The sequence below is a fragment of the Marinobacter sp. SS13-12 genome (assembly GCF_030227115.1).
In the GTDB taxonomy this organism is placed as follows: Bacteria; Pseudomonadota; Gammaproteobacteria; order Pseudomonadales; family Oleiphilaceae; genus Marinobacter.
The window spans coordinates 1324932-1351381 of record NZ_JASSUA010000001.1; the positions used below are offsets into that span (position 1 = coordinate 1324932).

General features: G+C 57.6%; 19 protein-coding genes. 7 read left to right on the top strand and 12 right to left on the bottom strand.

The annotated features are described in order from the left end of the window. The first annotated feature begins 58 nt into the window (after positions 1-58). Together rpsO and pnp are read left to right on the top strand one after the other, a co-directional pair. Complete coding sequence (rpsO, locus tag QPL94_RS06080) at positions 59-328, top strand: 30S ribosomal protein S15 (protein ID WP_137435803.1); 270 nt, start codon at positions 59-61, stop codon at positions 326-328. Positions 329-632: 304 nt separating this feature from the next. Beyond that, positions 633-2756 carry a polyribonucleotide nucleotidyltransferase gene (pnp, locus tag QPL94_RS06085; protein ID WP_137435801.1) on the top strand — a complete coding sequence of 708 codons (2124 nt, stop codon included), beginning with the start codon at positions 633-635 and terminating at the stop codon, positions 2754-2756. A gap of 98 nt (positions 2757-2854) precedes the next feature. On the opposite strand, the gene QPL94_RS06090 is transcribed toward pnp, so the two are convergent. The 9 genes from QPL94_RS06090 to QPL94_RS06130 all read right to left on the bottom strand — a co-directional run bounded on the left by QPL94_RS06090 (position 2855) and on the right by QPL94_RS06130 (position 12293). Next, positions 2855-3724: an alpha/beta hydrolase gene (locus tag QPL94_RS06090; RefSeq protein ID WP_285356211.1), complete on the bottom strand. Its 870-nt coding sequence runs from the start codon at positions 3722-3724 to the stop codon at positions 2855-2857. Next, entirely contained in the window at positions 3694-5559 is a 1866-nt protein-coding gene (locus QPL94_RS06095; RefSeq protein ID WP_285356212.1) for an Lnb N-terminal periplasmic domain-containing protein, read from the bottom strand. The genes QPL94_RS06090 and QPL94_RS06095 overlap by 31 nt, the downstream gene beginning before the upstream one ends. A gap of 95 nt (positions 5560-5654) precedes the next feature. Further along, entirely contained in the window at positions 5655-6119 is a 465-nt protein-coding gene (locus tag QPL94_RS06100; protein ID WP_285356213.1) for a DUF3015 domain-containing protein, read from the bottom strand. A 201-nt stretch (positions 6120-6320) separates the two neighbouring features. Further along, positions 6321-7022, bottom strand: coding sequence for an ABC transporter ATP-binding protein (locus QPL94_RS06105; protein WP_285356215.1), 702 nt, complete (start codon positions 7020-7022; stop codon positions 6321-6323). A gap of 9 nt (positions 7023-7031) precedes the next feature. After that, entirely contained in the window at positions 7032-7787 is a 756-nt protein-coding gene (gene livG, locus QPL94_RS06110) for a high-affinity branched-chain amino acid ABC transporter ATP-binding protein LivG (RefSeq protein WP_285356216.1), read from the bottom strand. 6 nt (positions 7788-7793) lie between these two features. After that, positions 7794-9065, bottom strand: a complete 1272-nt coding sequence (locus tag QPL94_RS06115; RefSeq protein ID WP_285356217.1) for a high-affinity branched-chain amino acid ABC transporter permease LivM — start codon at positions 9063-9065, stop codon at positions 7794-7796. After that, entirely contained in the window at positions 9065-9988 is a 924-nt protein-coding gene (livH, locus tag QPL94_RS06120; RefSeq protein WP_137435788.1) for a high-affinity branched-chain amino acid ABC transporter permease LivH, read from the bottom strand. Before livH ends, QPL94_RS06115 begins: the two co-directional genes overlap by 1 nt. A 162-nt stretch (positions 9989-10150) precedes the next feature. After that, positions 10151-11263 carry a branched-chain amino acid ABC transporter substrate-binding protein gene (locus QPL94_RS06125; RefSeq protein ID WP_285356220.1) on the bottom strand — a complete coding sequence of 371 codons (1113 nt, stop codon included), beginning with the start codon at positions 11261-11263 and terminating at the stop codon, positions 10151-10153. Positions 11264-11342: 79 nt separating this feature from the next. Continuing rightward, positions 11343-12293: a tetratricopeptide repeat protein gene (locus QPL94_RS06130; RefSeq protein WP_285356221.1), complete on the bottom strand. Its 951-nt coding sequence runs from the start codon at positions 12291-12293 to the stop codon at positions 11343-11345. Between the two features lie 219 nt (positions 12294-12512). On the opposite strand from QPL94_RS06130, the gene QPL94_RS06135 reads away from it, so the two are divergent. After that, positions 12513-13007, top strand: coding sequence for a MarR family winged helix-turn-helix transcriptional regulator (locus tag QPL94_RS06135; protein ID WP_285356222.1), 495 nt, complete (start codon positions 12513-12515; stop codon positions 13005-13007). A 239-nt stretch (positions 13008-13246) separates the two neighbouring features. On the opposite strand, the gene lon is transcribed toward QPL94_RS06135, so the two are convergent. Then, positions 13247-15697 (bottom strand): endopeptidase La, encoded by a 2451-nt coding sequence (lon, locus tag QPL94_RS06140; RefSeq protein ID WP_285356225.1) that lies wholly within the window; start codon positions 15695-15697, stop codon positions 13247-13249. A 195-nt stretch (positions 15698-15892) separates the two neighbouring features. Here lon and QPL94_RS06145 point away from each other — a divergent pair, with 195 nt between their 5' ends. Continuing rightward, on the top strand, positions 15893-16762 hold the full coding sequence (locus QPL94_RS06145) for a tetratricopeptide repeat protein (RefSeq protein ID WP_137435778.1): 870 nt from the start codon (positions 15893-15895) through the stop codon (positions 16760-16762). A 90-nt stretch (positions 16763-16852) separates the two neighbouring features. Here the strand turns inward: QPL94_RS06145 and QPL94_RS06150 are convergent, their stop codons facing one another. Next, on the bottom strand, positions 16853-18217 hold the full coding sequence (locus tag QPL94_RS06150) for a KamA family radical SAM protein (RefSeq protein WP_285356226.1): 1365 nt from the start codon (positions 18215-18217) through the stop codon (positions 16853-16855). 540 nt (positions 18218-18757) lie between these two features. Here QPL94_RS06150 and aceE point away from each other — a divergent pair. Then, the gene (aceE, locus tag QPL94_RS06155; protein WP_285356227.1) at positions 18758-21430 is read left to right on the top strand and encodes a pyruvate dehydrogenase (acetyl-transferring), homodimeric type; all 2673 of its coding nucleotides are present in this window, start codon (positions 18758-18760) and stop codon (positions 21428-21430) included. Between the two features lie 10 nt (positions 21431-21440). Next, positions 21441-23141 carry a dihydrolipoyllysine-residue acetyltransferase gene (gene aceF / locus QPL94_RS06160; RefSeq protein WP_285356228.1) on the top strand — a complete coding sequence of 567 codons (1701 nt, stop codon included), beginning with the start codon at positions 21441-21443 and terminating at the stop codon, positions 23139-23141. A 490-nt stretch (positions 23142-23631) separates the two neighbouring features. On the opposite strand, the gene QPL94_RS06165 is transcribed toward aceF, so the two are convergent. Then, positions 23632-24768, bottom strand: a complete 1137-nt coding sequence (locus tag QPL94_RS06165; protein WP_285356229.1) for a DcaP family trimeric outer membrane transporter — start codon at positions 24766-24768, stop codon at positions 23632-23634. Between the two features lie 199 nt (positions 24769-24967). Here QPL94_RS06165 and QPL94_RS06170 point away from each other — a divergent pair, with 199 nt between their 5' ends. Further along, entirely contained in the window at positions 24968-26425 is a 1458-nt protein-coding gene (locus QPL94_RS06170; RefSeq protein WP_285357858.1) for an exonuclease domain-containing protein, read from the top strand. The last annotated feature ends 25 nt before the right edge of the window (positions 26426-26450 follow it).

Genomic DNA, 26450 nt, shown 5'->3' on the forward strand with positions numbered 1-26450 from the left:
GCTGTAGAGATGCGTGGTTCGGCCGAATTCGATAGCATCGCGACAATAGAGGTGAGTTATGGCACTTTCTGCCAACGAGAAAGCACAGATCGTTAAGGATTTTCAGCAGGGTGATGGCGATACCGGTTCTCCTGAAGTTCAGGTTGCACTGTTGAGCCACAACATCAACAAGCTGCAGGATCACTTCAAGACCAACAAGCAGGATCACCATTCCCGCCGCGGTCTGATCCGGATGGTTAACCAGCGCCGCAAGCTGCTGGATTACCTGAAGCGCAAGAACGCAGACCGCTACCTGGAGCTGATCCAGCGCCTGAACCTGCGTCGCTAGTCCGGTTGTACTTAACGGCCGGCGGGGCGTTTGCCTCGCCGGTTGTGCTTCTCCCCTGCATCGTGTCTGTCAGTGAAACCTGAAGAAACTCCCTGTCGTATTGGAAAGTTGAAATTGATAGCAGGTTGTTGAAAAGCCCGGTCTCGAAGAACGTGATTCTGGCCCCGGGGTTTTGCAACAGCCTGTTAGCTTTCAGACGGGTTGCTCTTCAGTTCATCGATTCAGGCCTTGGTGCAGTTATAACGGATAGTTCGCATGGGCGGGCTGTCTGAGTCAATTTGAAAAGATGAATTCAGGAGTTACAGTGGATCTTAAACCCGTAAAGAAAACGTTTGAACTGGGCGGCAAGACCGTCACCATCGAAACCGGCCGTATTGCTCGTCAGGCGACTGGCTCTGTGCTGGTTACCGTTGATGACATTTCGGTACTGGGTACTGTGGTTGCGGCCAAAGAGGCCAAGCCCGGCCAGCCGTTCTTCCCGCTGACCGTTAACTATTTCGAAAAGACCTACGCCGTGGGTAAAATCCCGGGTGGCTTCTTCAAGCGCGAAGGCCGTCCGTCCGAGAAAGAAACCCTGACATCCCGCCTGATCGACCGTCCGATTCGTCCGCTGTTCCCCAAAGGGTTCATGAACGAAACCCAGGTGATCACCACGGTGATGTCCTCCAGCAAGAACCAGGATCCGGATATCGCAGCCATGCTGGCGGCCTCCGCAGCTTTGTCCATCTCCGGTATCCCGTTTGACGGTCCGATTGGTGCATCCCGCGTTGGCTACACCAACGAGCGAGGCTATTTCCTGAACCCCACATTCGAAGAGCTGGAAACCTCCCTGCTGGACATGGTGGTTGCCGGTACCGAGGACGCGGTTCTGATGGTTGAATCCGAAGCCAAGGGCCTGATCGAAGACCAGATGCTGGGTGCGGTGCTGTATGGCCATCAGGAAATGCAGACAGCGATTACCGCCATCAAGGAGCTTGCTGCTGAAGTTGGCAAGCCCCGTTGGGACTGGCAGCCGGAGCCTGAGAACACGGATCTTCTCAATGCCGTTAACGCCGAAGCCGCTGCGGCCATCGAGGAAGCCTACAGTATCCGCGACAAGATGGAGCGTTACGCCCGTCTGAGCGAAATCAAGTCTGCACTGGTTGAGAAGCTGGCGGGCGAAGAAGAAGGCCAGCCTTCCGCGGATGACGTCAAGAAGTACTTCGGCAAGGTCGAGAAAACCATCGTTCGTCAGCAGGTTATCGAAGGCAAGCCGCGCATTGACGGCCGTGACAACAAGACGGTTCGCCCGATTGAAGTGGAAGTTGGCATTCTGCCCAGCACCCATGGTTCCGCCCTGTTCACCCGTGGTGAAACCCAGGCTATCGTGACCACCACGCTGGGTACCGCTCGTGACATGCAGATCATCGATGCCCTGGAAGGTGAGCGTAAGGATCCGTTCCTGTTCCACTACAACTTCCCTCCGTACTCCGTCGGTGAAGCCGGCCGTGTGGGTACGCCGGGTCGTCGTGAAGTCGGCCACGGCCGTCTCGCGAAGCGTGGTGTGGCTGCGGTCATGCCTTCCATGGAAGAATTCCCGTACACCATCCGTGCGGTTTCCGAGATCACCGAGTCCAACGGTTCCAGCTCCATGGCGTCTGTCTGTGGTTCCAGTCTGGCGCTGATGGATGCGGGTGTACCGATCAAGGCTCCGGTTGCCGGTATTGCCATGGGTCTGGTCAAGGAAGGCGACAAGTTCGCGGTTCTGACCGACATCCTGGGTGACGAGGATCACCTCGGCGATATGGACTTCAAGGTGGCAGGTACTTCTGAAGGCATCACTGCGCTGCAGATGGACATCAAGATTCAGGGCATCACCGACGAGATCATGGAAATTGCTCTCGACCAGGCCAATGCCGCCCGTATGCACATCCTGGGTGAAATGGCGAAGGTGATCTCTGCACCGCGCAAAGAGCTTTCAAGCCGCGCGCCGAGCATTACCACCATCAAGATCAACCCGGAGAAGATCCGCGACGTCATCGGTAAGGGCGGTTCTGTGATCCGTTCTATCTGTGACGAGACCGGTGCTTCCATCGATCTGGATGATGACGGCAACGTGAAGATCTACGCCGACAACCAGGAGGCAGCCAATGCTGCGATGAAGCGGGTGATGGAAATCACCGCGGAAATCGAAGTGGGTGCCATCTACAGCGGCCGCGTTGAGCGCATCGTGGACTTCGGTGCCTTCGTCAATATCCTGCCCGGCAAGGATGGTCTGGTACACATTTCCCAGATCTCCGAGCGTCGCATCGAGAACGTCACCGACGAACTCAGCGAAGGCCAGGAAGTTCTGGTCAAGGTACTGGACGTGGACAACCGTGGACGCGTAAAACTGTCCATGAAAGAAGTAAAGGAAGGCGAACAGCCCACGGACCTCTCCGCGCTGTAAGCTGAACCTGACGGGACCCACAACCCGTAGGTCGGATTAGCCGAAGGCGTAATCCGACAAAAAAACCCGCCACTCGATCACCGAGTCTGGCGGGTTTTTTATGGCCGCCCCATAAACCCCAGTACCTCCTCCTTATACCCCGGAATCATAAACGTCGACCCATGCCCCGTATCCGTCCTTAAAAACCTCTTGGGCTCTTCCGCTGCCTCATACATCTGCTCACCATGGTGAAACGGAATAATCCCGTCCCGCACACTGTGAATCACCATCACCGGAACCGGGCTGATATCCCCGATTCGCTCATAGGGTTCGTACTCGTCAGTAATGGTCAGGCTCAGGGGAACCTGCAGTGGCCAGGTGAGCCAGAATTCGCCCAGTTTTTCCCGGGCAATGGCACGGAAACCGTTGAAGGTGCCGTCAAGGATTACGCCGTCCAATGGCGGCTGTTGGTCCCGTTTTACCCACTCGCTGGCCAGCGCGGTTCCCAGTGCGCCACCGAGGCTCTGGCCCAGCAGGAAAAGGGGCTGGTTCTTCACCTCCGGCTGCTCAACCAGCCACCGAAGACCAGTCTCGGCATCGTGCAGGGTGCCCTCTATGTCCGGAGCGCCGGTGGAGCGCCCATACCCCCGGTAGTCGATCAGAAACACGTTGTAGCGCCTCTCAGGCAGCCAGGCGACGTTCATTATGTGGCTGCTGATGTTCTGGGCGTTGCCGTGGAGGAAGTAGACGGTACCCCTGGGTTCGGATGTCGCGGGCAGCCACCAGCCATGGAGGGTTTCGCCGTCCGGGGTGTTCAGGAATACATCTTCGTATTCCAGGTTCAGGCGGTCCGGGGTGACGTAGGTGACCTTATCGGGATAGAAGAATACGCTGCTGCAGCCGGTCTGCAGCAGCAGAATGAATGCGGCAGCTATGCCGGCCAGTGTTTTCAGAGCTCTCAAAAGTACGCGTGGAGTCCGAGTTGCCATGTGCTGCGGTACCTGTCGTAGTGGTCTTCACGGCTGAATTTCCCGAACAGGCTGAACGCCCGCCCGAAGTGCCAGTTGCCCTCAAGGTAGACCTGGTCCTGGCGGTGTTGGCTACTGACGATCCAGGCTTTGGTTTTTACGCCGCCCAGCAGGCTGAACCGGTTGTTCTGGTGGAGTATGCCCAGGTCGGCACCGGGGGCAGCGTCGTAGCCCCGGCGCAGGTCGTCGTCGATTTCAAGGTCGGCGGTGGCAATGGCGAAGGCCTGGGTACCGGTGGCCAGCTGCCAGCTGCCGCCTGCGCCACCTTCGAGGTAAGGCGCGAATACGCGGTTGGTTTCGGTGTCTGTGCGGCGGCCACCGAAGCCGACCTGCCAGGACAGTGGCGAGAAGAACTGGTTGCGGGGCGAGAGAGAGCGGATCTCCACCCCGGTCAGTTTTTCGATCTGCAATTCGTCATTGTCGGTGTATAAGCGTGCATCAAGGCGCAGGAACTGGAGCTGGGCGCCGCCACGGTAGCCCGCCGGTGGGTCCAGTACATCGTGATAGGCCGGGCGCAATGTCACTTCTGTAAAGTTACGGTCGCCTATTCGCCCGCCACTGAGGCTGGCGCGGAAGGTGTCGTGGCCCTGGTCGTCACGTAGGGCAGGCTCTGGCGCGCCGTTCTGTGCGGCTACACCGCGAATCTGGCTGCGTTCCTTCAGCAGGTCGTGGGACAGGGGGGCGGCATGCTCCCGGGGCCAGCCGTCTGCCTCACTCTGGTAACGGACATAGTCGTAGGTGGTGTCGAGCACCCGGGCCCGCTCCTCATCGTTTAATGCGTTTACCTCAGGGGCGTCTGCCTCTACATAACCGTTAGCGATGGCGGCGGCCAGCGTCTGGTGTTCGTCGGGCAGCGAGTCGATGCGGTGGCTGACGCTGGTTGCAGCGGAAGGGCGGTAATAGACGTCTTCCACCAGCCCCCTGTCCACCACCCAGCGCACGGTGTCTGAGGGAATGGCATGGGTGCCGACTTCGTCCAGCAGGTCGGTGCCGGGGCGAGCCACGTCGATCAGCGCCAGCAGCCGGTAGGCACAGTTTTCATCAAAGAAGTAGTAGTCGAAGTTGCGGTCACGGATTTCCCAGGTGTGGGCCAGCATCATGTCCACTTCCGGCTGGGTCAGGTTGAGCTGATATTCCCACAGGTCCCGATGCTCGATGTCGGAATACAGGCGGATCTTTTCGTAATAGGGCTGGATGGAGGTGATGCCCGGGTAGCCGCCAAAGATGCCCTTGTAGGCGAACAGGATCTCGCTGTCGTGGGCGGCAGCATCGGCAGCGTAGGAAATGGTGTTGGCGAGGATCAGGTTGGTTTCCTCGTCTTCCTGGGGCGGGTCAAGACGCAGGAAGGTATGGCCGAACATCGATGACGGACTGTTCAGATACGAGGCTGCAAACACCAGTGTCACGGTTTCGGTATTAAGTTCTTCGGTCCACTGGTCGAAAGCGGGGCAATCAACCGGTTGCTGTGGCAGGTCCAGTTGTTCCCTCAACCAACGGTCACGCGCGGGGAAGCGGCAGCGCGCGTGATTGTCTCCGCCGCCAGGCCGGGTGATGGCTTCCAGGGTAGCGTCAAGTTCCGCCTTTGGTGAGGTTTTGCCGTTGGCACTGAGGAAAAAATCATCATCGTCTGCCTGGCCGGTATAACCATCACCGAAGCGGTCGGGCTGGTAGTGCACCAGTGTCAGCCAGGCGGGGTGTTGATGGAGGTTTCCGGTGTCGGGAAGCGGGGTGGCGAGTGCATTGAAACCTGATGCCAGCCAGACGAAGGCCAGCGCAAACCGAAGCGAAGCGCGCATGGATGGTCAGTCAATTCCGGGTTGAACGTTGGGTGGATAGGCCGGACTCCGTTGCGCCGTCCCTGGCGCGCGAGATCCTTTTTCGGGCCGTGAGATCAGGCTGCTACATACTTGCTCAGCGCCTCATCCTTTTCCAGCAGGGCTACGATCGCATCTACCGCTTCACCAGACGTGGTGTCAGAGGACGGGAAGATGGTGGCAAAGTTGTCCTGGAGGGCCTTGCGGAAAGAGTCGCGATCCGCTTCGTCTACACCCAGCAGCACTGCGAGGGTGTCCAGGTTTTCACCAGAGCCGCGGGACATGTCACGGGCTACCTTGTCGATATTGCTCTCCATGTACATGGCCATGGACTGGACAGACTGGTTGGTCTGACAACCGAGGGTGCCGGTGGTCATACCAAAGGTCTGGTTGCCAAACGTACCGTTGGTGGTTGCTGCCAGTACGTGGGGCGCGATGCCGGACTGTCCTTTCCAGATCATGGCGCCAACGCCACAGCCGGGCTGGGCGAAAGCGAGAGTAGAGGCACCCATAAGCAGTGCACCTGCGATCAGTTTTTTCATTATTAACTCCTTGTTTAATTTAGCTGTCGTCGCAAACGCGCCACCTCCGCCTGAGAAGGGCCCGGGAAGCCGGCGCGCTAACGGCCCTGATTGATTTCCCGTGGAGACAGGTCGACCGTTGACTCTGAGTATAGTTCATATATCAGGAAGGCAAATTACAAACCCGCTGAGTCATTGATTTGGCTTGCAGACCTTTCCTGATTAACCACCCAGGTAGGCATTCTGAACATCCGGGTTGGCCAGCAGGTTCTTCCCTGTGTCATGCAAGCGGATGCGTCCGGTTTCCAGTACGTAACCCCGGTCTGCCAGGTTCAGCGCCTGATGGGCGTTCTGCTCCACCAGGAACACAGTAATACCTTCCTCGCGCAGCTTGCCGATGATCTCGAAGATCTGTTTGATCACCAGCGGTGCAAGCCCCAGAGAAGGTTCGTCCAGGATGATCATGTTGGGCTTGCTCATCAGCGCCCGTCCGATGGCCAGCATCTGCTGCTCACCGCCGGACATGGTGCCGGCTCGCTGGAACTCCCGCTCTTTCAGGCGCGGAAACAGCTCGTAGACGTGTTCCTGGCTTTTGCGTATTTCCGATTTGGTGTTGAAGAAACCGCCCATATGGAGGTTCTCTTCGACCGTCAGGCCGGAAAACACGCGCCTGCCTTCAGGCACAATCGCAATGCCCGAGCGCATGATATTGGAGGTCATGTCCCGGGTGATGTCGCGCCCCTGAAAAGTCACCCGGCCGGAAGTGGCCTGGGGATTGCCACAGACAGTCATCAGCAGCGTGGTTTTGCCGGCACCGTTGGCGCCGATCAGGGACACAATCTCACCTTTCTTTACTTCAACAGAGACGCCATGAAGCGCCTCGATCTTGCCGTAATGGGTATGGACGTCTTCTAGTACAAGCATGGTTTTTCCTCAGGCCTCACCCAGATAGGCTTTGATTACATCGTCGTTCCGGCGAATCTCATCCGGTGTGCCGCTGGCCAGGGGCCGGCCCTGGTTTATCACGTTGATGCGGTCGGAAATATCCATCACCAGGCTCATGTCGTGTTCAATCAGCACCACGGAAACGTTGTAGTCTTCCTTCAGGCTGATGATCAGCTGATTGAGATCCTTGGTTTCGGCCGGGTTAAGGCCGGCAGCCGGTTCATCCAGCATCAGCAGTTTGGGCTCGGTCACCATGCAGCGGGCAATTTCCAGCCGTCGCTGTTGCCCGTAGGCGAGGTTGCCGGCGTCCCGGTTGGCCATCTCTGTCAGGCCAACCCTGTCCAGCCAGTATGCCGCACGGTCCAGGGACTTCTGCTCCTTTTCACGGTAGTTCGGTGTTTTGAGAATACCTGAGAGCAGATTGGTGTTGAGGTGACGGTGCTGGGCGACCAGCAGGTTCTCCACCACCGTCATGCGGCTGAACAGGCGCACGTGCTGGAAGGTTCGCACCAGGCCAAGGCGGGAAATCTTGTAATCCGGTTTGCCCTGAATCTCGCCTCCTTCAAACACGATCTTGCCGCCGGTGGGCTTGTAAAAACCGCTCATGCAGTTAAAGACGGTGGTTTTACCGGCCCCGTTGGGACCAATAATCGCCACGATTTCATGTTCCTGTACGTCCAGCGACACCTGGTCCACCGCCAGGAGACCGCCGAAGCGCATCGACAGATTCTGTACTTCAAGCATTATCCGTCACTCCTGCCGTTTCAGTTCGATGTGGATGCGTCGCATGGGCATCAGGCCCTGGGGGCGCCAGACCATCATCAACACCATGGCGGCACCGAATATCGCCATCCGGTACTCGGAGAACTCCCTTGCCAGTTCCGGCAGGATGGTGACCGCGATCGCCGCAAGGATGACCCCCATCTGGGAGCCCATGCCACCGAGCACCACAATGGCCAGGATAATGGCCGACTCCAGGAATACGAACGACTCGGGGCTGATAAAACCCTGCTTGGAGGCAAAGACAGTGCCGGCAAATCCCGCAAAGAAGGCGCCAATCGTGAATGCAGACAACTTTACGGCGGTGCGGCTGAGGCCCAGGGATTTGGCGGCAATTTCATCTTCCCGCAAGGCTTCCCAGGCACGACCCACCGGCATGCGCATCAGGCGCCGGATGGCAATCGCCGTTATCACGGCCAACACCAGAGCAATCAGGTACAGGAAGATCACCTTGTGCTCACCGCTGTAGGCAATGCCGAAGGTCTCATGGAAAGAGGTGTTGCCTTCTTCCTTGACCCGGCGACCGAATTCCATCCCGAACAGCGTCGGGTCGGGAATGCCGCCGATACCGTTGGGACCTCCGGTCAGGCTGGTCATGTTGTTCAGCAGGATGCGGATGATCTCGCCGAAACCCAGTGTCACGATCGCCAGGTAGTCCCCCCGCAACCGCAGCACCGGAAAGCCGAGTACCAGCCCGAAAAGCGCTGCAAGCAAAGCACCGATGGGCAGGGCGAACCAGAAGGAGATGCCGTAGTACTGGGACAGCAGGGCGAAGGTATAGGCGCCCACGGCGTAGAAGGCCACATAGCCCAGATCCAGCAGGCCAGCCAGGCCCACCACCACATTCAGTCCCAGGGCCAGCATGATGTAGATCAGCACCAGGGTTGCCAGGTCTACCGCACCACGAGAGGCTATAAAGGGCCAGATGAGTGCCCCTATGATCATCAACGTGAGCAGGATGGATTCCAGTTTCAGCCGTTTGCTTTGTTCCATCGGTTTGCGGTTGGCAAGCGGGTTTACCGCAGGCAACTGGCGCAAGGATCCCATTATGTTGTCGCGGAACAGCTGGAACAGGAAAACGATAACCGCAGCCAGCAATACGCCGAGCACAGTGGAGGTTTTGGCGCCCTCGAGAGTGACGTCTATGCCCTCGCTCACAAGGTTGAAGCCCAGAATGGGATAAGAAATCACCAGGGTGACAATGGCGCAGAAGAGCGCGTGTTTCAGGTTATGAGCAGCCATCAGATCTTTTCAACCTCCGGTTTGCCAAGCAGGCCGGTGGGTTTGAACAACAGGATCAGGATCAGCAGTCCGAAGGACACGACGTCCTTGTATTCTCCACTGAGGTAACCGGAGGTCATGCTCTCGGCAACCCCGAGTATGAGGCCACCCAGCATGGCACCGGGAATGCTTCCGATGCCGCCAAGCACAGCGGCCGTAAACGCTTTGAGCCCCGCGATAAACCCGAACAGCGGGTCAATGGAGCCGTAGTACATCCCCAGCAGGAGGCCTGCGACCGCTGCCAGCGCAGCGCCGATCACAAACGTGGCCGATATGATCCGGTTGGTGTCGATACCCAGCAGGTTGGCCATGCCAAGATCCTGGGAGACGGCACGGCAGGCGCGGCCAATGCGGGAGCGGGAAATAAACAGGGAGAGAATTGTCATGCACACCAGGGTGGTCGCGAAAATGGTGATCTGCATGTAGGTAATCGACGTCTGGAACGAGTCCTCGGCCCCGAAGCGGAAGCCGCCTTCAATCAGCGCAGGAAAACCGATGTTGCGTGACCCCTGGGCAAGGTGGACGTAGTTCTGCAGGAAGATGGACATGCCGATTGCCGAGATCAACGGGATCAGCCGGTGTTTCCCGCGCACTGGCCGGTAGGCGACCCGTTCCACTGCCCAGCCCATGGAGCTGGACACAATCATCGCGCAGATCAGCGCCACGATCAGAATCAGCGGCAGCCAGACGATGCCCAGTGCCGTAAGGCCGGTAATGGTGATGAGGGCGGTGTAGGCCCCGATCATGTAAATCTCACCATGGGCAAAGTTGATCATGCCGATGATGCCGTAAACCATCGTGTAACCGATGGCGATCAGGGCGTAGGTGCTCCCGATCGTCAGCCCGTTAATGAGCTGCTGAATAAAATAAAGGAGATCTTGCATCTGTGTGGGACTCCGATAGCCTGCCCCCTTCACTGCCTTCAGGCATGACCCCGGTGTGCCGGGCGCTCTGACTGCAGGATCAACAGGAGCCTAGAAAAACACCTTCTCCCGGATCGCGGTGAGAAGGTGTTCTCATGATTACCGTTTGTTAACGATTTCGGCTTAGTTTACCGGAGTTTTGCTGCCATCTGAATGCCATTCGAAGACAACAAACTCAAACGATTTCATATCGCCTTTGCTGTCGTACTCAACGGCACCGATCGGCGTCTGGAATGTGCCTTCGCGCAGGGCTTCGGCTACCTCGAACGGGTCGGTTGATTCGGCAGCTTCAATACCGTCGGCAATCAACTGCACGGCAGCGTAGGACGTGAGCACGAAAGGACCGGACGGGTCTTCACCTTTCTCTTCAAAGGCCTGAACGAGTTCCTGGTTTTCGGCTTTCTCGTTGAAGCTCGGGGGCAGCGTGACCAGCAGGCCTTCCGCTGCTTCGCCGGCGATGGTATTGATGTCTTTGTTACCAACGCCTTCCGGGCCCATGAAAATGGCGTCCAGGTCAGCCTGTTGTGCCTGGCGCAGGATCAAGCCAAGTTCCGGGTGGTAACCGCCATAATAGACGTAGTCCACGTCAGCCTGTCTGAGTTTGGTAACCAGTGACGAGAAGTCCTTGGCACCGGCGGTAATGCCCTCAAACATCGCTATTTCGACACCGCCTTCCTCGAGGGTGTCGCGTACTGCGGTGGCAATGCCTTCACCGTACTGCTGCTTGTCGTGAACAATGGCGACACGTTCCGGCTTCTGGCTGATCAGGTAATTGGCGGCAACCGGGCCCTGCATGCTATCGAGGCCGATGGTGCGGAATACCAACTCATAGCCACGCTCGGTAATGTCCGGGCTGGTGGAGGCTGGCGTGACCATCAGGATGCCTTCGTCCTCATAGATGTCGGAAGCCGGCTGGGTTGAGCTGGAGCACAGGTGCCCGACCACGAAGCGCACGCCTTCGTTGACCATGTTGTTGGCAACGGTTACGGCCTGCTTGGGATCACAAACGTCGTCCTGTTCAACTGCGACGAGTTTCTCTCCCATGACACCGCCATTGGCGTTGATCTGTTCGATCGCCATGCGGGCACCGGAGAATTGCATGTCACCATACTGTGCTACGGGGCCGGTCATTGGCCCTGCGATGCCGATCTTGATTTCAGCGGCAGCGTGGCCAGCGCCCATGACGGCGATAGAGGTTGTAATAGCAGTTACGAGTTTCTTGACTGGTGTGCTCATTGGGTCTGTCCTGTTTCAGGGTTATTCTTATGTTCTCAGGGATGTAAACAAACACCACACATGCTGCCTTGTCAAGCAGTCAGGTGTCGGACTGTTCTTCATCTTCCGGGTATACCAGCTTCCGGAAACTGTCGTGATCCCGCAGCTGTTCAAAGCTGGGATCTACCGAGGCATCGTCCTTGTACGCCTCGGAAATGTTGATAGCCTTCTGCAGCGTTGCCACTGCATCGTCCCATCGGCCAATTTCAGCATAGGCGCAGGCCAGCTGGTAGTGGGCATGGCCGTTTTCCGGTGCCAGCTTCAGCGCACGCTGACAGAGGCTGATGGCCCATAACGGCTCCTGCATTTCCAGCACTGCGTCCGCTTTATAGCTTAGCGCCTCCACGTCGTCCGGGCGAAGATCCAGGATGGTATCGTAGGCGGAAATCTTGTTCTGCTGGGAGGTCTCCTGGCTGGCTTTCAGCCACAGGGAATGCACTTCGTTAGTGCGCTCAATTTCAGCCTGGTTTTGCTGGATGATGTCGGATTTCTGCCTGAGCTGGTCTTCAATGAACTCCAGGCGCTTCTCGTACTCCACGACCAGTTCGTTCACACGCTTTTCGGCCAGGGTGGTCAGCTGGTTGCGCATGTCGCGAATGGAATTCCAGCCCAACATCACCAGAATGGAGGTGGCGCCGGCAATCAGGTAGAAGAAATAGGTGACGGTATCGGTGGCATAGGACATGGTTTTGTCCGCCACGGACAGTTCCTTGTCCACGACCTTCTCGATCAGTTCAGCCCGGGTATTCATCATCTCCTTGCGCAGTGCTTTGCTTTCCTCAAGCAGGTACAGCTCGACAAACGGCGTGTACATGGGCTCTTCCAGGGTGTCGATTCGCTGCTGCACGTCTTCCGCGGTGAGATCTTCACCGGGATCCTGGGCCAGGGTTCCGCTGCTGAAAACCAGCGCCAAAAGACACGATGCGAAGAGGGATGTGAGGCGCTTCCCGGTAGGGCGGTGCGGGACGGTGTTTTGTACTCGGGTATTCATCTGGCCGTGTCCGTTTTGCGGAAATTCAACAGGGTTGTGACCTTACCATAGTGGCTGGCGGAAAAAATGCTGGAATTCGTAAAAGCGCCGGCAGGTCAGTGCAATACATGATGCCGGGTAGTGGCGGGAGGTGGATAGTGCTGCTTGCAATATCCGGAACAAAGACCTCTAATAGTTAGTGGTATAAAGAATCTGACAGACACGAAGCGGAGTGATGCATTGAACAACTACGAAGAGGTTTTGGTGGCGTTGCGCCGGGTAATAAGGGCAACTGACCTGCATTCCAAGCGCCTGAGCAAGCATGCCGGGCTGACCGGCCCGCAATTGCTGATTATGCGCAGCATCCGGGATCTGGGCGAGGTGACCATTGGTACCATCGCCGACAAGGTGAGCCTTAGTCAGGCCACGGTGACCACCATTCTGGACCGGTTGGAGCTTCGCAAGCTGGTTTACCGGGTTCGCAGCACCCAGGACAAGCGCAAGGTCCATGCTCATCTCACGGAGGAGGGCGTCGACATCCTGGCCCGCGCGCCGGAGCCGCTGCAGGAGGACTTCATCAAGAAATTCCAGAGCCTGGCAGAATGGGAGCAGACGATGATTCTGGCGTCGCTTCAGCGGGTGGCCAATATGATGGACGCTGATGACATTGATGCGTCGCCGGTGCTGGATGTGGGGCCGGTGCTTCGTGAGGATGGGTGGAAGGCTAAAGCCTGAGCTTCGGGTATGGTGGCTGGTCCCGGGGCGGGGGGTGGCGCCTGAATTTGTCGGATTACGGCTTCGCCTAATCCGACCTACAACTCCCCAAGTCGATATCTCCCACGTAGGTCGGATTAGGCGAAGCCGTAATCCGACAACCCAGCCACAGGGTAGTCTCCAACCCAGACCCCGTAGGTCGGATTAGGCCCAGAGGGCCGTAATCCGACAACCCAACTCCGACCTCCGACGAACTCTCATCAATGCACCGAAGCCCCCTTCTTCGGCTTATCCCCGAAACAAACCTGAAAAACGTCACTGTATTGCTTCGCAAAATTAACCGTCAGCCCTTCCTTCAGGTAATCCGGCAATTCCTCATAATCCCCCCGATTTGCGTCCGGCAGAATCAGGTTACCGATCTTCTGGCGCCTTGCCGCGATGACTTTTTCGCGGATACCGCCGACGGGCAGCACCTGGCCGGTGAGGGTCAGTTCGCCGGTCATGGCGAGATTCTGCTGGGGCGCTTCCTTACGGGCGATGGACAGCAGGGCGGTGGCCATGGTGACGCCGGCGCTGGGACCGTCTTTCGGCGTGGCGCCCTCAGGCACGTGCAGATGCACGAAAGACTTGTCGAAGAAGGTCGGGTCGCCTTTGAATCGCTTGAGGTTTGAGGATACATAGCTGTAGGCAATTTCGGCGGACTCTTTCATCACCTCGCCCAGTTGCCCGGTGAGCTTGAAGCCGCGCTGGGTACTGTGGATGCGCGAGGCTTCAATGCTCAGGGTGGCGCCACCCATGGCAGTCCAGGCCAGGCCGGTGACCACGCCGGTGCCTTTCAGGGATTTTTCCTTACGGAATGCCGGTTGGCCCAGGTAGGTCTGCAGGTCCGATACGCCCACTTTCACAGGCTGGTCCGGGTTTTCCAGCAAGCGCACGATGCCTTTGCGGATGACTTTGTGTAGCAGCTTTTCCAGGCCACGCACACCGGCTTCCCGGGCGTAGCCTTCGATGATCTGCTTGATGGCGGCGTCGGTGATGTTCATCTGCTTTTTCAGCAGGCCGGCCCGCTTCAACAGCCGTGGCATCAGGTAGTGCTTGGCGATGGCCAGCTTTTCCTCGGCGATGTAGCCAGACAGGCGGATGACGTCCATGCGGTCCAGCAGGGGCCGGGGAATGGTGTCCAGCTGGTTGGCGGTGCAGATGAACAGCACCTTGGACAGGTCCATGCGGACATCCAGGTAGTGGTCGAGGAATTCCCGGTTCTGCTCCGGGTCCAGGGTTTCCAGCAGCGCGGAGGCCGGGTCGCCCTGGAAAGAGGCGCCAATCTTGTCGATCTCGTCCAGCATGATCACCGGGTTGGATACTTTCGAGTCTTTCAGTGCCTGTACGAACTTGCCGGGCATGGCGCCAATGTAGGTGCGGCGATGGCCCTTGATTTCGGCCTCGTCGCGCATACCGCCGACACTGAAGCGGTAGAACTTGCGGCCCAGGGCGTCGGCGACGGAGTGACCGATAGAGGTCTTGCCCACGCCGGGTGGGCCCACCAGCAGCAGGATGGAGCCGCTGACCTCGCCCTTGAAAGTGCCTTCGGCAAGAAATTCGACGATACGGCTTTTGACGTCTTCCAGGCCGTCATGGTCACGATCCAGGATGCGACGGGCCTCGGCAAGATCGAAGTGATCTTCCGAGGTCAGGCCCCAGGGCACCTGGGTCAGCCAGTCCAGATAGTTACGGGTAACGCCGTATTCCGGCGAGCCCTGTTCAAGAACCTGGAGCTTCTGGAGTTCATCGTCAAAACGCTCCTGTACCTGCTCCGGCGGATTGAGCTTTTCCATACGTTCCTGGAAACGCTCGGCATCGGCGGTCTTGTCGTCCTTGGCCATCCCCAGCTCGCGCTGGATGACCTTGAGCTGTTCCTTGAGGAAGAACTCCCGCTGGTGCTTCTGGACCTTCTCGTTCACTTCCTCGCTGATTTCACTCTGCAGGCGCGCGACTTCCTGTTCTTTCGCCATCAGCAACAGTACTTTTTCCATGCGCCGCAGCAAGGGCACGGTGTTGAGCACTTCCTGCAGTTCGGTCCCCTTGGCACTGGTCATGGAGGCGCCGAAATCCGCCAGGGGCGAGCTGTCGTCCGGCCCGAAACGGGACAGGTACTGCTTCACTTCCTCGCCGTAGAGCGGGTTGGTGCGCAGCAGCTCTTTTATCGAGCTGATGATGGCCAGGGTATAGGCTTTCAGCTCGTCCGCCGCTTCTTCCGGCTCCTCCGGGTATTCTACCTCCACCAGGTAAGGTGGCCGGCGGCGGAGCCACTGGGTAATGCGGAAGCGCTGCAGGCCCTGGGCAATGAACTGAACCTTGCCGTTTTCCCCCTGGGCGTGGTGAACCCGCACCGCGCAGCCGGTGGTTTCCAGTTCGTCGCTGCCCGGAATGCCCTGTTCGGGGTCGCTGTCTTCCACAAAACAGATACCCAGCACCTTGTGGTCGGTTTCGCCCACCCGCTTAAGGGTTTCCTGCCAGGGGTTCTGGTTGACCACGATCGGCTGCACCTGGGCCGGGAAGAATGGCCGATTGGAGACTGGCAGAACATACATGCGTCTGGGCATCTGCTGTCTCGGCAGTACCAGACTCTTGCTGTTCTCACTCTCGCCAATGTATTCGGCGAGGTCTTCTTCGGGTGCTTCAAAAGCGTCATCGCGGTTGTCGTCGTTCATACCTTGCAAGCATCCTCCGGGAATGTTGATCCGGGGAGTAGTGCTCCCGGGCCTAAAGCCTATGTAGCGGCGCCAGCGATTATTTCAAGGTAAGGGGTAGCCTTGAATTTCTGCGCTCAGCCCCCACAACCAACAACAATCCGTTTACGACACTTCAGGAAACTATTTCCAGAAAACCAATTTCAGGTGCCACCCATGAGCAACTCGCCGTACATTTTTGAAGCCACCATGGAGAACTTCCAGCAGGATGTGATGGAAGCGTCGTCCAGAACGCCAATACTGATCGATGTGTGGGCGGAGTGGTGTGCCCCCTGCAAGCAGTTGATGCCGTTGCTGGAAAAGTTGGCAGATGAGTATCGGGGCGGTTTCATGCTGGCCAAAGTGAACGCCGACGAGCAGGAACAACTGACCGGCAGCCTGGGTGTGCGCAGCCTGCCCACGGTGATTCTGGTGAAAGACGGCCAGGCCGTGGACGGCTTTAACGGCGCGCTACAGGAAAGCGAGATCCGTAAAATTCTCGACAAGCACATCGAGATACCGGAAGAGGAAGAGGCCCCCTACGACAAGGCCCATCGGCTGTGGGAAGAGGGTGATGTGGAAGCGGCCCTGGCGGTGCTTACCGAGATGAACCGGAATAACCCGGAAGACCTCAAAGTGCTCATCGACCTGGCGCAGCTGAAAGCCGAGCTGGGCGATCTGGAAACCGCGGAACAGGTACTGGAAAGCCTGCCGCCGGAAGAGAAAATGCAGCACCAGGCCAAGCAGCTGGCGGCCCGCATCAAGTTTCTCAAGGCCTCCGCCGAACTGCCGCCGGTCAAGGAACTGGAGGACTCACTTGATAAAGACCCGAAAGACCCCAACGCCCTGCACCTGTTGGCGCTGCATCACATCCTCCAGGAAAACAACGCCGAGGCGATGGAGCTACTGATCCGCCTGATGCAGGTAGACAGCAAGTACAAGGACGAGGTGGCCAAAACCACACTGATCGAGCTGTTCGACAAGCTGGGCAACAATAACCCGGACGTACGCACCTATCGGCGCAAGCTGTACACCCTGATGCACTAGTAGGTCGGGTAGAGCCGCAGGCGAAACCCGACAGGTACCCCACAAAAAAACGGCCCCAATTCAGGGGCCGTTTGGTAAAAAGGGCGGCTGTTAGCCATTCCCCTTCTTCATTTCTTCAAACTCATCCTCAAAGAAGAACTTCTCCTCCCCGAGGGCTGGTTCCAGTTCATGCAGCCAGGTGGCTGTTTCGCTGTATTTGGCAAAGAACGGGCGCTGTACCCAGTCCGGGTTACGGGCCTGGATAAACCGGAGCACAAAGACTTTTTCACCGTTGATCTCGGTGATGCCCTGTACCTCTACCTTGCCGGGGCCGGCGCTCATTGACGGGCCACGGGCGGTGCGGGCCAGGCCGGACACCTGTTTCATGGCCTCGCGGTAGATGTGGAATGCTTCTACCAGGGGCACTTCGAAGTAGTTCTTGGCACCGGTATCGCGCTCTACAAACATGTAGTAGGGGATGATGCCCAGCTGTACTTCCTTGTTCCACAGCTTCGCCCAATCGTCGGCGTTGTCGTTAACATGCTTGATCAGCGGGCCCTGGGCACGGATTTCGGCACCGGTGGCACGCAGGCGACGAATGGCCTCTTCAGCGATATCGGTGGTGATTTCCTGCCAGTGGTTGTAGTGAGCCATGATGGCTACGTGCTTGCCCGCATCGACCAGGCGGGCAAACAGGTCGATCAGCTCGTCTGCGTCCTTGTCGGTCACGAAGCGATACGGCCAGAAGGTGAGGGCCTTGGTGCCGATTCGGATGGTCTGGATGTGGTCAAACTCCGGCTGTAGCAGCGGCTCCAGATACTGGACCAGGTGCTTGGTCTTCATCACCATGGGGTCGCCGCCGGTGACCAGCAGGTCGCTGACTTCGGTATGCTCCTGCAGGTAACCGTGAAGCTTTTCAGCTTCGGTGCTGGCCATCTTCAGGTCCTTGTCACCCACAAACTGTGCCCAGCGGAAGCAGAAGGTGCAGTAGGAGTGGCAGGTCTGGCCCTGGGCCGGGAAGAACAACACGGTCTCCCGGTACTTGTGCTGCACGCCGTCCAGAACCTCGCCGTTCAGCTCCGGCATGTTCATTTCCATCTGGCCAGCGGGATGCGGGTTCAGCTCGTCGCGAATTTCCTTCGCCACTGCCTGAATGTCTTTCTTGTCGGCGCCTTCCCGGTGCATTTTTGCCATGCGCTCGTAATGCTCATCCTTCAGCATGCCTTTCTGGGGAAACACCAGTTGATAGATGGGGTCGTTGGGTACCTTGTCCCAGTTGATCAGCTCGTTGATCACGTATTCGTTGACCCGGAAGGGCAGCACGCTGGCTACCACCTTCATTTCGAACAGCGTCTCTTCAGGGAGACTCTGGATAACGTCGATCTTGTCGAGTTGGCGGTCCGTATAGACCTTGAAGCGCCGCTCTTCGAACTCGACAGCAGGTATGCGGTTCGGGAACGTGACGATGGAGTTCATAAATCGCCCTCTTTGGTTGTGCGCCAAATTCAGGAGGGTGGAATCCGCCACCGCTCCGCTGGTTAAAAAACGGGCAGGCGAGTATACATAAATCCAAAAGCATTTTCAGGTCTAAATAAAACGGGCGTGATCAACCCGGTCGCGTCCGGTAGGAATCCTACGACATTGGTCTGAACATGCTTGTTTGAAGACGAAAAAGGCGCCATTCTTGCGTAAGTAACCGAAATAGTCCGTAGGCCGGCGTAATTTTGTCCTGAAAATTGAATTTTGGCACCAAAATGTAGTAAAAATACTACGTAATATTCGGGTTGGCTCCGCTGGCGGTGTTGTATCCGTCCGGATGCGTCAGGCCAAAAGCCGTCAAAGCAAGGCGCTTCAGGCAGTAAAACTGGCAATCGTGTTCTATGCTTGTTCAAGACAACAAACAGGCGAATGCCTACAACAAAACGCTCTGCATTCCATCGCAGCTTATCGACACTGCAAGGCGCTCAGCTGCTGATCGTGGCACGCGCCGTACTTTTTATGCCAAGGGGAGGTTTGATGTACCAGGACGATGATCCCATAGAGACCAGTGAATGGCTGGATGCGCTGGAGTCTCTGATCGAACAGGAGGGCGTTGATCGCGCCAAGTACATTCTTGAAAGGCTCTCCGAACGAGCCAGCCGCGACGGCACCGAGTTGCCCTATTCCATCACTACACCGTTCCGCAATTCCATTCCGGTAACCCAGGAAGCCCGAATGCCGGGCGATCTGTTCATGGAGCGGCGTATCCGCTCGCTGATCCGCTGGAATGCCATGGCCATGGTACTGCGGGCGAATCAGCGCCCGGGTGAGCTGGGCGGGCACGTGTCGTCATTCTCCTCGGCAGCCACACTTTACGATGTCGGTTTTAACTACTTCTTCCACGGCGGTGATGAAAAGCGGGAATCGGACCTGGTTTACTTCCAGGGGCACTCCTCACCCGGCATTTATGCCCGTTCCTACCTGGAAGGCCGCTTTGATGAAGCGCAGCTGGATAAATACCGGGAGGAGGTCGATGGCAATGGTCTGTCTTCCTATCCCCATCCCTGGCTGATGCCGGATTACTGGCAGTTCCCCACCGTGTCCATGGGCCTCGGCCCGATCCAGGCCATCTATCAGGCCCACGTGATGAAGTACCTGCACAGCCGTGAGCTGATCGACATGGGCGATCGCAAAGTGTGGTGCTTTGTCGGTGACGGCGAATGCGACGAACCGGAAACCCTGGGCTCTATCTCTGTGGCCGGCCGCGAGAACCTCAGCAACCTCATCTTCGTGGTCAACTGCAACCTGCAGCGCCTGGACGGCCCGGTAAGGGGCAATGGCAAGATTATCCAGGAACTGGAAGGCGTCTTCCGCGGTGCCGGCTGGAACGTGCTGAAAGTGGTCTGGGGCCGCATGTGGGATCCGCTGTTCGAGAAAGACGAGGACGGCCTGATGCAGCGGGTTATGGATGAAGCCGTGGACGGTGACCTGCAGAACTTCAAGAGCAACGGCCCGGCCTACACCCGCAAGCACTTCTTCGGAAAATATCCGGAGTTGTCCAAGATGGTGGAAAACCTCACCGACGAGGACATCAACAAGCTCAACCGTGGCGGTCACGACCCCTATAAGGTCTATGCGGCCTATCACCATGCCATTCACAACAATGGCGGTCGGCCGACGGTGATCCTGGCGCATACCATCAAGGGTTACGGTTTTGGTAGTGCGGGCGAAGCGCAGAACACGGCACACTCCCTGAAGAAGCTCGATATCGAGCAGCTCAAGGCCTTCCGTGACCGTTTTGCGGTGCCACTGAAGGATGAAGAGCTCAAGGACGTGCCTTACTACCGCCCGGCGCCGGACAGTCCGGAAATTGTCTACATGAACAAGCGCCGGAAGGAACTGGGCGGCTTCTACCCCAAGCGCCGCAAAGACTGCCAGCCGCTGCAGGCGCCGGCGCTGGACACCTTCAAGACGCTGCTGGAAGGTTCCAATGGCCGTGAGATTTCCACCACCATGGCGTTTGTGCGCCTGTTGACGGCACTCACCAAAGACAAGCGTATCGGTAAGCGTATCGTTCCCATCGTACCGGACGAGGCCCGTACCTTCGGTATGGAGGGCATGTTCCGCCAGCTGGGTATTTACACCTCGGAAGGCCAGAAGTACGTGCCGGAAGACCGTGAACAGATCATGTACTACAAGGAAGACAAGAAAGGTCAGGTCCTTGAGGAAGGGATCAACGAGGATGGTTCCATGGCAGCCTGGATGGCAGCGGCCACTTCCTACAGCACCAACAACTTCCCGCTGATACCGTTCTACATCTTCTATTCCATGTTCGGTTTCCAGCGTGTCGGTGACCTCGCCTGGGCGTCAGGTGACATTCAGGCACGTGGTTTCCTGATTGGTGGTACCGCCGGGCGCACCACGCTCAACGGTGAAGGCCTGCAGCACCAGGACGGCCACAGCCACATCCTGGCCCAGACCATTCCCAGCTGTAAGGCGTACGACCCTGCTTACGGCTACGAGATGGCCGTGGTGGTTCAGCATGGCATCAAGGAAATGTTTGAAGACAACCAGAACGTCTTCTACTACCTGACCATGGAGAACGAAAACTACGAACAGCCCGCAATGCCGAAAGACAACAAGAAGGTGGAAGAGGGCATCATCAAGGGCATGTACCAGATTGAATCCGTTGAAACCAAGGGCAAGAAGAAGTCCCCGCGGGTTCAGCTGCTGGGTTCCGGTGCCATCCTCAACGAGGTGCGCTCTGCGGCGCAGCTGCTGAAGGACGACTTCGGCGTGGCCAGTGATGTGTGGAGTGTTACCAGCTTCAACGAGCTGGCCCGCGACGGCCTGCACATTGAACGCTGGAATCGCCTGCACCCGGATGACACAGCCAAGAAGGCGTACGTCACCCAGTGCCTGGAGAAGCAGCAGGGGCCGGTGGTGTCTTCCACCGACTACATCAAACTGCTGTCTGAGCAGATTCGCGCCTACATCCCCAAAACCTATCTGACCCTGGGCACTGACGGCTTCGGCCGCAGTGACACCCGCGAGAAATTGCGGAGCCACTTCGAGGTGGATCGCTACTACGTGGCGGTGACCGCGCTGGCGGCTTTGGCACGGGACGGTGAGATCAAGGAGGACGTGGTTCTCGAAGCCATGCGGAAGTACGGAATCGATCGCAACAAAACGAACCCGGTGCTGAGCTAAGGAGACCGCCATGAGTGAACAGGAAATCAAGGTTCCGGATCTCGGCGGTGCAGACGAGGTCGAGGTCATTGAAATACTCGTCAGCAAGGGGGATTCGGTTGAGGAAGAAGATCCGATACTGACGGTAGAGTCCGACAAGGCATCGGTTGAGCTGCCATCGCCGGGCGCCGGCAAGATCACCAAAATCACCGTCAAGGTGGGTGACAAGGTCAAGGAAGGCGACGTTGTCGGCATGATGGAAGCCAGCGGCGATGCCGGTGGCTCTGATGACGACAAGGGCGCTGGCGAAGAGGCCAGCTCCGGCAAGGACGAAAAGGCCGAGGACACGTCGGAAGACAAGGCCGAGGATAAAGCAGAAGAGAAAAAGCCGGCGCCGAAAAAATCCGGCGGTTCCCGCAAGGAAACCGTGAAGGTGCCAGCGCTGGACGGTTTCGACAATGTACCGGTGATCGAGATCAACGTCAGCGAGGGCGATGAGATCGAAGCGGACGACCCGCTGGTCACCGTGGAGTCCGACAAGGCCACCATGGAGATTCCTTCTCCCTATGCCGGCAAGATTGGCAAGATCCTGGTATCCGAGGGCGACAAGATCTCGGAAGGCCTTGATCTGGTTGAGATGACCGTTGTGGAAGGCGGTGGTGAGGGCGCAGAAGAGAGCGGCGAGGAAGACGCCTCTTCTGAATCAGCAAAGTCCTCGGGTGACGACAAACCCGAAAGCAAAGCCGAGTCGAAAGGCAAGAGCGAAGAGCCCAAGCCTGAGCCGTCATCGGCAACCTATGAGCCGCCTACCCCGGGCGCCAAAGTCCACGCTGGCCCGGCGGTGCGCAAGCTGGCCCGCGAATTCGGTGCTGACCTTGCCCGTATCAAAGGCTCTGGCCCGAAAAATCGCATCCTCAAGGACGACGTTCAGGCCTACGTGAAGAGCCAACTGCAACAGACGCAGCAAGGCAGCACGGTGGCCGGTGGCGGTGGTGCCGGTATCCCCGGCGTGAAGCTGCCGGACTTCAGCCAGTTTGGTGAGATTGAGCGTGAATCCATGTCGCGCATGATGTTTGCCACGGCCAACAACATGCAGCGCAGCTGGCTGAACGTGCCCCACGTGACCCAGTTCGAGGATGCGGACATCACCGATATGGAAGACTTCCGCAAGTCGCAGAAAGCGGCTGGCGAGAAGAAAGGTGTGAAGATGACACCGCTTCCGTTCCTGCTGAAGGCCTGTGCTACGGCGCTGGCGGAATTGCCGCAGTTCAATGTGTCGCTGGATATGGACCGCAAGGAAGTGGTTCGCAAGCAATACATTCATATCGGGATTGCGGTGGATACACCCAACGGGCTGATGGTTCCGGTGATCAGGGATGTGGACAAGAAGGGGCTCTGGGAGCTTGCCGCGGAAAGTGCGGAGCTGGCCCAGAAGGCCCGGGACAAGCAGCTGAAACCGGCGGAAATGCAGGGTGCCTGTTTTACCATCACCAGTCTGGGTGGTATCGGCGGCACGGCGTTTACGCCGATTGTGAATACGCCGGAGGTGGCGATTCTTGGTGTGTCCAAAGCGGCGATGAAGCCGGTCTGGGATGGCAAGGGTTTCCAGCCGCGGCTGATGTTGCCGTTGTCGCTGTCCTATGATCACCGGGCGGTGAACGGGGCGGATGCTGCCCGGTTTACTTCCCTGTTGGGTCAGTTGTTGGGGGACATTCGGTCCCTGCTTCTTTAAGGCTGGCAGTATGGGTCCTGTAGCCTTCTGGCTGCGGGGCTTTCGCGAGGCCGGTCAGGTTAGTCAGAACACGCCCGTGGATACGTCCCTGTAGGGCTCGGTCGCGCCATCCCTGGCGCTCCACGGTTCTGAATAACCTGACCGGCCTCGCTTGTTTTAATTTCTGAGATATCGCCATTCTCCGTTTTTCTCTGCTGGATACTTGTTGGTGAAGAGATTCTTCCCATCATTCCGGCCAATGCAGCCGCTGACCCTGAAAAACGGGGCGGGTCAGTCAGCTCCTGTCGCCCCATCACAGCCAGCGTGGGGATGAGTGGGGCGTAAGGTGCCAAGGAAACACGACCGGGGCGTGCTGTCGCTGATGGAAGTGCTGGCGGTGATGACAAGCCGTGGTGTGCGGACAAGTTTACGGGCGGGGAGTAATTATGAGCCCTGCAAACAAAAACCCCGGCTGGAGCCGGGGTTTCTGCAGAGCTAACTTCTTAAAAACTTAGAAGTTGTATTGTGCTGCGAACATAACGCGGTTAGCGTCAGCAGAGTCGCCGGCAACGGTTTCCTGATCGAAGTAACCGTATTCAACACCCATCATGACGTTCTCGACCGGCGTCCACATGTAGTTGACGAGGACGTTCTGGTTGGTTTCTGGATCTGCGTTGGTTGTTGCACCCGCTGCGATCGCATCGTCCAGGTCCAGAGTGGTCATGCCATAGCCCACGTTAATGCTGCGGCCGCCACCCAGTGCCATACTAACGCCGATAGAGCCACCGTAACCTGCGATGGTTTCTACGCTGTTGCCATCTACATAGGCGCTGGGGCCATAGTAGTTGGAACCCGAGCGCCAGAGATAACCATTGGCACCGTCGGTGTAGTTAACGGCGCCCTGCACAGAAAACATGTCACTCAGTTGCAGGCTTGCGGCACCGAACACGGCATAACCGACAGCGCTGTCATCGTTAACGCCATCGTCGGCTGTCACCTGGCTGGCCAGAACAGCGGTCGAGTAGGAGAAGGCACCAGCCGAGTCTTGCAGGCGTGCAGTGAAGGCTGGAGCTGAAGTACGTGTATTTCCGCCTGCGCCCAGTATCCCTTGAGAGCTTGGGTCCTCAATGGAGAAGGACATCGGACCAGTGGTGTAACGAACCTGCTCGGCACGATCCTGGCTACCTGCAGTACCTGCCAGGCTATCGAAATCCAGAGTCGGTGTGTTACCCACGAAGCTTACAAAGTTGGACCAATTACGGCCGGCCATCAGACCTTTGTACTCGCCATATGCGTGACGAATACGCAGGCTGCCGGGCTCGCTGCCGCTACCGCGGTAGTCGCTTTCGATGGTAACCGAAGCGCCGGAGTTGTGTTTCACGTTCACACCAATGCGGCTCTGCTGAACATTTGCGTCAAAGTGGCCTTCTACGTCTGGATTCGCGGAAGGGGTGAACGTACCTGCGCCAGTTGATACCTGACGGTCGTCATCGATGTCGTAAGTCATGTTCAGGCGGGCATAACCGTAGATTTTCGCCTCTACATCATCACTGACGTCGAGAGTCAGAGCGTGTGCGTGCCCGGCTACCCCCAGAATTGCTACTGCAGCCGTTGATCGAATTGCCATTCTCAGTTTGTTGCTTTGCATCTTTGTTGTCTCCACACTTATTTTTGTTGGACCCACTTCAAAGTAGTTACGAATCCATGACATTTCAAATAAATTCTTGCATTAATTAGACGAATGTCTATACAACGAAATCGGTGGGTTAGGGGAACTTTCTGAGAATTGTGTTTATTTCCGCCCGTTATAGTGGCAGAACACCGGTTATTTCCGACTTTTCGTAAGTATCTCTCATGAAAAAAATACCCGTACTCTCGACTCGGCCACCTTCGCCTTTCTCGATATCGAGACCACTGGCGGCAATAATTCTCACGACCGGATTACCGAGATCGGCATCCGCTTCTGGCGTTCGGGGCAAATCGTCGGCGAGTGGCAGACCCTGGTCAATCCGGAAACGCGTATTTCTCCCTTTATTCAGAGCCTGACCGGAATCACCGACGCCATGGTTGCAGACGCGCCGGTGTTTGCCGAGATCTCGGAAGAGCTGGAGTCCCGGCTGAAAGACATCATTTTTGTCGCCCACAACGCCCGCTTTGATTATGGCTTTATCAAGGGTGAGTTCCGGCGGCTGGGTCTGCTGTTCTCTGCAAAAGTGCTTTGCACCGTCAAGCTGTCCCGCAAGCTCTATCCCGGGTTCCGGCGCCACAATATGGATGCGCTGATCGAACGCCATGGCCTTGACCAGGTTCAGCGGCACCGGGCAATGGGGGATGTGTCCGCCATGTTGGCGTTTTTTGAGCATGCGCTGGCGGAAAAGGGCGCGCCAGCCATGGATGCCGCCATTGCTGAACTGCTGCAGCGGCCGAGCATTCCCTCCAATCTGCCGCTCGATGTACTGCACGGCCTTCCCCGCGGGCCGGGGGTCTATCGTTTCTATGGTGAAAATGACGTTCTTCTGTACGTAGGTAAAAGTACTGACATCGCCCAGCGTGTGGCCTCCCACTTCTCTGGCGACCACAGTTCCAGCCGTGGCGTTCGCATGTCGGAGAGCCTGCGGCGGGTGGACTGGACAGAAACCGCTGGCGAGCTGGGCGCGTTACTGCTTGAATTAAAGCAGATCAAGCAGTTGAAGCCGTTGTTCAATCGTCGCTCCCGTGCCGCCAAGAATCTGGTGAGCATCGAGCTTGCGAATAATACTGACGGCTACCTCCAGGCCCGGCTGGTTCGGGAAATCGAACCTCACCGGCTGGGTGAATATTTCGGTTTGTTCCGCAGTAAGCGGGACGCGGAAAAGGCCCTCAGCGGCATTGCGGTAAAGAACGACCTCTGCAACAAGCTGCTGGGCCTGGAGCCGGATCATGAGGGCCCTTGCTTTCAGCGTACTCTGGGCCGCTGTAAAGGTGCCTGTGAAGGTGGTGAAGACGTTATCAGGTACAACCTCAGGGTGCAGATCGCATTCCATGCGTTGCGCCTGAAAACCTGGCCCTGGAAGGGACCGGTAGGGATTGTGGAGCACAACGGTAAAACCGGGAGGACCGATATTCTGGTGGTCTATAACTGGATGCACGTCGCCACGCTGGACAGTGTGGATGAGCTGGACGATCTGTCGTTGCAGGGTCAGGCCGTCAATTTTGACCTGGACTCCTACAAACTGCTGGTCAAGGCTCTGATGGGCCGGGATGGACGGTCGCTGAAAGTCTTGGAACTGGATGCGGTGGGCGCACCGGATGTGCTCATGCCCTGAGTGGCGTATGATTAAATTTACTTTT

Excerpts from the sequence above, each read along its gene's own strand:
- livG (WP_285356216.1), bottom strand. The coding sequence starts at position 7,787 with ATGCTTGAAGTACAGAATCTGTCGATGCGCTTCGGCGGTCTCCTGGCG.
- QPL94_RS06115 (WP_285356217.1), bottom strand. The coding sequence starts at position 9,065 with ATGGCTGCTCATAACCTGAAACACGCGCTCTTCTGCGCCATTGTCACC.
- livH (WP_137435788.1), bottom strand. The coding sequence starts at position 9,988 with ATGCAAGATCTCCTTTATTTTATTCAGCAGCTCATTAACGGGCTGACG.
- QPL94_RS06165 (WP_285356229.1), bottom strand. The coding sequence starts at position 24,768 with ATGCAAAGCAACAAACTGAGAATGGCAATTCGATCAACGGCTGCAGTA.
- QPL94_RS06130 (WP_285356221.1), bottom strand. The coding sequence starts at position 12,293 with ATGAATACCCGAGTACAAAACACCGTCCCGCACCGCCCTACCGGGAAG.
- aceF (WP_285356228.1), top strand. The coding sequence starts at position 21,441 with ATGAGTGAACAGGAAATCAAGGTTCCGGATCTCGGCGGTGCAGACGAG.
- QPL94_RS06145 (WP_137435778.1), top strand. The coding sequence starts at position 15,893 with ATGAGCAACTCGCCGTACATTTTTGAAGCCACCATGGAGAACTTCCAG.
- QPL94_RS06100 (WP_285356213.1), bottom strand. The coding sequence starts at position 6,119 with ATGAAAAAACTGATCGCAGGTGCACTGCTTATGGGTGCCTCTACTCTC.
- QPL94_RS06125 (WP_285356220.1), bottom strand. The coding sequence starts at position 11,263 with ATGAGCACACCAGTCAAGAAACTCGTAACTGCTATTACAACCTCTATC.
- QPL94_RS06090 (WP_285356211.1), bottom strand. The coding sequence starts at position 3,724 with ATGGCAACTCGGACTCCACGCGTACTTTTGAGAGCTCTGAAAACACTG.
- rpsO (WP_137435803.1), top strand. The coding sequence starts at position 59 with ATGGCACTTTCTGCCAACGAGAAAGCACAGATCGTTAAGGATTTTCAG.
- lon (WP_285356225.1), bottom strand. The coding sequence starts at position 15,697 with ATGAACGACGACAACCGCGATGACGCTTTTGAAGCACCCGAAGAAGAC.
- QPL94_RS06150 (WP_285356226.1), bottom strand. The coding sequence starts at position 18,217 with ATGAACTCCATCGTCACGTTCCCGAACCGCATACCTGCTGTCGAGTTC.
- QPL94_RS06105 (WP_285356215.1), bottom strand. The coding sequence starts at position 7,022 with ATGCTTGTACTAGAAGACGTCCATACCCATTACGGCAAGATCGAGGCG.
- aceE (WP_285356227.1), top strand. The coding sequence starts at position 18,758 with ATGTACCAGGACGATGATCCCATAGAGACCAGTGAATGGCTGGATGCG.
- QPL94_RS06095 (WP_285356212.1), bottom strand. The coding sequence starts at position 5,559 with ATGCGCGCTTCGCTTCGGTTTGCGCTGGCCTTCGTCTGGCTGGCATCA.